Origin of the sequence: Pseudonocardia sp. SID8383 (assembly GCF_009864975.1) — a bacterium.
Taxonomy (GTDB): domain Bacteria; phylum Actinomycetota; class Actinomycetes; order Mycobacteriales; family Pseudonocardiaceae; genus Pseudonocardia; species Pseudonocardia alni.
This window is the reverse complement of the sequence record NZ_WWFY01000086.1, coordinates 1-2,667: the sequence shown is the minus strand read 5'-3', so window position 1 is coordinate 2,667 and position 2,667 is coordinate 1. Positions and strand designations below refer to the sequence as shown.

The following is a 2,667-nucleotide window of genomic DNA, read 5'->3' as shown; positions in this document are numbered from 1 at the left end:
CTGCCCGCCGACGTCGAGCACCCGGTGCGGCTGTCCGCGGCGCTCGCGGCGGCCCGCGCGGCCGGGGCGGACCTGCCGCAGCTGGTCGCGTTGCGGGCGATGCACGCCGTCGGGACGGCGGTGGCCACGGCACGGACCCAGGGCGACCCGTCGGTGCTGGTCGCCGTCGACGACGGGACGGTCCTCGACGACCCCGAGTTCGGCGGCGCGGACCTGCTGCTGGCGCGGGCCGGGGTGCAGGGCGGACAGACGAACCGACGGACGGCGCAGACATGAGTGACACCGAGACCGCGGCCCGCCTGGTCGGCTACGGCATGCGCCCCAAGGCGCTGCCCGGCCGCGACCCCGACTACGCCGACCTGGTCCGGCGCTACCGCGAGGACGACGAGTTCCGCACGACCGTGCAGCGCGTCGCGTCCGGTCTGGGCCTGGTGGTGCTGGCCGTCGACACCGGCCCGGGCATCGTGCTCGCCGCGACCGAGGGCTCGGTGTTCGAGATCCGGATGGACGAGTACGCCCGCCGCACCGCCCTGGCCAACCGGGGCGCCGACAAGGTCCTGCACGGGATCGCACACCTCGCCGTCGCCGCGCTGGCCTTCCCCCGCCCCGACGACCTCGGCGACGACTCCTACGTCGGCCGGGTCTCGGTGGAGCTCGTCGACGGCGCCGTCCGCGAGGCCTGCCGGGTGCTGAACGAGCGTGCCGCGGGTCCCGCCGACCCCGAGTCCGACGCCCCGCAGCTCGAGGAGGTCTGGCGGGTCTGGCAGCGTCGCCCGGAGGCCACCGCGACCAAGGACGGCCGCGTCGGGGAGTCCACCACCCGCGGAATCGTCGGCAAGGCGCTGCGGTTCCTCGCCGACCAGGGCTTCCTCGTCCCGGTCGGCGCGGAGGGCGCCTACCGGACGACGCCGCGCTACCAGGTGCAGGTGCGCGAGCTCGCGGCCCAGCGGGCCTTCGACGAGCTGCTGGCCCTGAACGTCCTGCCCGCCGCGACCGCCGCCGGGACCCTGGTGACCGAGCACGACGGCGTGTTCGACGCGCCCGGGTCCGGTGCTCAGGGCGCGGCCGGGACGGGAAGCGCGCCCGACCTCGACGATCCGCCGGGGTCGGGGGAGACGGCCGGGCCGTCGTCGGCACTCGATCCGGCACCCGCGGCGAGGCAGCCTGTGGGGGAGACCTCCTCGGACATCGTTCATCCGGTGAACGGGGCGAACGGTGCCGGGACCGACGGCTCGGTCGGCTCGGTCGGCTCAGTCGGCTCGGACACCGTGTCCGTGGAACTCGCTTACCCGGTAAGCGAGTTCGTGCAGAGCGGTGTCGGGGGTGACGGCGTGGCCGGTGACCCGATGGGCGTTGTCGATCCCGTCGGCGGGGCTGTGTCGGGGGAACCCGCTGACCCGGTAAGCGAGTTCGCACAGGACGGTGCCGGGGGTGGCGACACGGCCGGGGACCGACACCCTGCCGATACGGGTACGGAGCGTGCGGATCCGGCCGGCCCGTCGGACACCCCGCCGACCGACCACCGCACGGAGGACCGCGATGTATGAGCTGACCCGGGTCCGCCTGTTCTCCGTCGGTCCGACCGCCGCGCGCTACCAGGACGTCGCACTCGACCTGCGGGGCGTCGGGGCCCCGGTGAAGGTCGCAGTCCAGGAGGACCTGTTCGCCCCGGACGCGCTCGACCGCTCGACGCCGCGTCGGCCGTCGCCGGCGTCGGTGCTGTTCCTGGAGAACGGCGGCGGCAAGTCCGTCCTGCTCAAGCTGATCTTCTCGGTCCTGCTGCCCGGGCGGCGCCAGGTCGTCGGGACCACCAGCACCACGGTGCTGGAGAACTTCGTGCTGGCCGAGGACGTGGCGCACGTCGTCTGCGAGTGGATGCACGTCGGTACCGGGCGGCTGCTGGTCACCGGGAAGGTGTCGGAGTGGCGCGGGCACGTCGCCTCCAGCGACCCGGAGAAGCTGGCCGACGCCTGGTTCTCCTTCCGGCCGGTCCCGGGGATGGGCCTCGACGACCTGCCGTTCACCCACGACGGGCGCCGGGTCACCCTGGCCGCCTTCCGGGAGCGCCTGCAGACCGCGCACCGCGAGCACCCCGACGCCGAGCTCGCCTGGGAGACCGGGCACCGGGACTGGACCCGCCACCTCGTCGAGGTCGGCCTGGACCCGGAGCTGTTCCGCTACCAGCGCGCGATGAACGCCGGCGAGGGCGAGGCCGCCGAGGCGTTCTCGTTCTCCTCCGACGAGGCGTTCGTCGACTTCCTGCTGCGCGCGGTGCTCGACCCGGCGGAGCCGCAGAACGTCGCCGAGCTCGTCGCCGGCTACGCCGACCGGCTCGCCCAGCGCGAGGAGCTGGAGACCGAGCGGGAGTTCGTCGACGGCACGCTGTCCCGGCTCGAGCCGATGGTCGACGCCGAGGCCACCGCGATCGCCGCCCGCGACACCGAGACGGCCGCGCGGACCGAGCTGGCGGCGACCGCGTCGCGGATCGCGGCCCGCCGGATCGCCGAGGAGGCCCGCTCGGTGACCGCCGCCGAAGAGGCCACCGGCGCGGTCGAGGCCGAGCAGTCCGCGGCCCGGACGGCGGAGCGGCTGCAGGACACCGTCGGTGAACTGCGCAGACTCACCGCGGGGCTCGCCGTCGAGGCCGCCGAGCGGACCGCGGCCGAG

At 75.0% G+C, this 2,667-nt stretch carries 3 pseudogenes; all 3 read left to right on the top strand.

The features are described from left to right. A pseudogene (locus GTW08_RS02110) lies at positions 1-276 on the top strand (hypothetical protein); the annotation flags it as partial. After that, a pseudogene (locus GTW08_RS02105) lies at positions 273-983 on the top strand (hypothetical protein); the annotation flags it as partial. The pseudogenes GTW08_RS02110 and GTW08_RS02105, both read left to right, overlap by 4 nt. Before the next feature lie 556 nt (positions 984-1,539). Then, a pseudogene (locus GTW08_RS02100) lies at positions 1,540-2,667 on the top strand (hypothetical protein); the annotation flags it as partial.